Source organism: Phenylobacterium sp. (assembly GCF_044358365.1).
Taxonomy (GTDB): Bacteria; Pseudomonadota; Alphaproteobacteria; order Caulobacterales; family Caulobacteraceae; genus Phenylobacterium.
The window spans coordinates 1-2698 of the sequence record NZ_JBIKNZ010000147.1 but is presented as its reverse complement, the minus strand read 5'-3'; the positions used below and the strand labels follow the sequence as shown (position 1 = coordinate 2698).

3 protein-coding genes are annotated in these 2698 nt (G+C 59.0%); 2 read left to right on the top strand and 1 reads right to left on the bottom strand.

Going from position 1 to position 2698, the window contains the following annotated elements:
• The first annotated feature begins 454 nt into the window (after positions 1-454).
• Entirely contained in the window at positions 455-1459 is a 1005-nt protein-coding gene (locus ACIQ3B_RS18540) for a hypothetical protein (RefSeq protein ID WP_397405219.1), read from the top strand.
• On the top strand, positions 1456-2067 hold the full coding sequence (locus ACIQ3B_RS18535; RefSeq protein ID WP_397405217.1) for a hypothetical protein: 612 nt from the start codon (positions 1456-1458) through the stop codon (positions 2065-2067). The genes ACIQ3B_RS18540 and ACIQ3B_RS18535 overlap by 4 nt, the downstream gene beginning before the upstream one ends.
• Before the next feature lie 249 nt (positions 2068-2316).
• Here ACIQ3B_RS18535 and ACIQ3B_RS18530 read toward each other — a convergent pair.
• On the bottom strand, positions 2317-2698 hold a 382-nt coding region (locus ACIQ3B_RS18530), incomplete at its 5' end, for a hypothetical protein (RefSeq protein WP_397405215.1).

Below are 2698 nucleotides of genomic sequence, written 5' to 3'. Positions count from 1 at the left end.
GAAAAGACCCCGCGCGAGGCGGCGGCCGGCGAGCGCGATGCGGCGCGGGTGGAGGCGCTGCTGAAGGTGGCGCTGGATCTGATGGCGGGGGCGGGGTGAAATATGTTCACGTTTTGTCTTGACATCGCCGCGCAATTTCGGTAGGATTTTGTCAGCGTCGAGAGATGCGCCCCGAGGGGGCGCTGGCGCGATCCTGGACCTTTAAAGCGTGCGCTGGGTTGCCATTGTCGGCGCGGTAGAGCTGTTGTGGTGACACATTTGAGGCTGTGCTGTTCTGAGTGCGGGGCGATTTTCGGAAGTCGTTCTTGTCCCCACATTCAACGGGCTGTGGCACATCAGACAGAATTGCGTTCGTATCCCACGTTTCCAGCCGCAGTAGGAATTCCTGGCAGTCTCTATGGCTCTTCTGCCTTCTTATGTTTAGGTACTCGCAGAAGTTGCGGGGCTAGACGACATGGCGACTACAAAAACCAAACCGGTAGTGGCGAGATATCGGCGACTCTCGGATCGCCCATTTCGTTCTTCCTCGATCTCGCTTCAGGAAGCCGTGACGGAAGCGATGCATCACGAGGTTGATGGTCAGAAGGTGAGGGACAACTACCTACTCCGAGAATGCACTGGGCTGGTTCAATCGACCGATACCTTCGTGCTGGCTTTCCCGCAGATTACGGACGAGTTCTTCTTCTGCGAGTTGGCGCGGTTCGAGAAAGGCGCGAACATACCGCTATGCTGGGGAAGCCCGGATCACCCTGGCGCGTTGATCATAGGCCAGCAGGTACCCGGCGCCGGCCGCGAGGCCCTGCTCGGCGTGCTGCAGTTCCTGATTGTCGGTGACCATGTGGTTCTAATTGAGAGCGGAGGCGTCCGTACCGGCCGTTTGGAAGAATATTTGACGTGGCTGTTGAAGGATCGCGTGGGCTCAATCGCATCCGGCTCCCACTTGCTGTTGGAGACCGAGTTCGAGATTTCGTCCATTGGCGGTGAAGCCTTGTCCGACGTGAAGGAGGTCGCGCTTGTGCCCATCCCACTCAAGGCGACAGAAGGCCGAGGCGAGACAGAAACAGTCGAGCGGCGCGACGCAAAGGACTATGCGCGCCCCGATGTGGCGCGTGAGATTCTTGGCATCATGGGGAATTCCGAAGCAGACATAGACAGGCTTCTCTCCGAGGTTCCTGCAGGCGGCGATGTGGAGCTTCGGCTTTCCCTGTTCTTTAAGAAAGGGCGGGGCAAAGGCGCTACGAATCCGTCTGTCGCGTCAGCACGCCAACTTTTCCGGAACATGGAAAACGACGCCATCGCACTGAAGAGTTCATCGGGTAAGGTGATCGGCCACATGGCCGCGTTGTCGCGTGATGTGCGTGTCGGTCTAGACGGGTCCATCATCAGCCATCAGGACGCGGCTCGCGTGCTCTGGGAGTCATTTGAATTTTGGGTGGAGAGCGGCAAAATCGAACCATGAGCTTTCAGAGCGCAAGGGCGAACTGGCGTTTGGCACTGCTTTCGGTGGCGGGTGCTATCATTGGCCTACTTACGCCGCCGCCCGTGGCGACGAGTGTCTCACAAGAGCTAATCGCTCTTTTCGGCCTGCTCTTGGCGGGTGCCCTACCGACCATGATCTTAACGGCTACCATCCTGCGGGCAGGTGCATTTTCGCCGAAACGAGTTGGTGAGTATGGTGCTGCGCTTGAGAGACAACTCTCATTTTGGTTTGCACTGTTCATTTGGGCGATGGGTGCCTGCGTTGCCGTTATGCTGGCGAAGGCGATGTGGGATGATAGAAATCCGTACGTATTGTGGTGGCCCGAGGCCCTGACAAGTCGTCTGCCTTTCGATGTCCCTATCGTCGAGATCACTCGACTTGCGAACATCATGTTGGGGATCTGCGCCGCCCAAGTGGTCTACCGCCTATTCCCCATGCTCAACGGACTGAAGAGCCTGCTCCGCTTGAACTCGTTGATCGCCACGGAAGAGGCTGTGGCAAAGGCGAAAGCCCAATCTGCTTCCGGTGCCGTCCAGATAAAAGCTATCCAACCGCCGCCCGGCAATGGATCGGTCGTTGATGATTAGTGCCAACAGTCGCTGACGCTGACTTGGAGATTCCTCTGAAAGTGTGGGCATTTGAGACTTGGAGTGACCCCTTGGAGTGAGGCGCAAAAGGGGGCTGAAAGCGGGACGCGGCCGGAAAGTGGGGACATCGCGTAATTGAGGTAGGCCCATCCAGACCTGAGGATACGAAGTCGGAGCGAGTGGATCGCGCTGCTTCAAACAGGAGGATGGGCCTACCTCAATTACGCGACGTCCCTACATTCGTGACCCTTAAGCATCCCGGCGGGAGAAGGCGAAATCCGTGATGCCGGTTGTGGTGGGCGGGGGTTCTCTGGTCCAGATGTGGAGGTATTTCCAGGCCGAGGCGAGACAGGTGAGAACGCCGGGCAGGGCGTCCTGTGGCAGGAACAGGGTGGCCTCAAGGTCGGGTCCGCCGGCTTCGTCGCGGGGATGCAGCTGGCCCACATGCGGCAGGCCTTCGGGCCCGAAGATGATGTCCGGCGCGACGGGCGAAATCCTGAAGCGCGCGGTTTTGCCCTTGAGGGCGTCCGGGGTGACAATGCGCCCGTTGATATCAAGCCCCCGGCTGTAGATCAGGCCGCCCTGATGCCGCTGTTCCTGCGGCACGGAGTCCGGGGCCATGCCGACATGC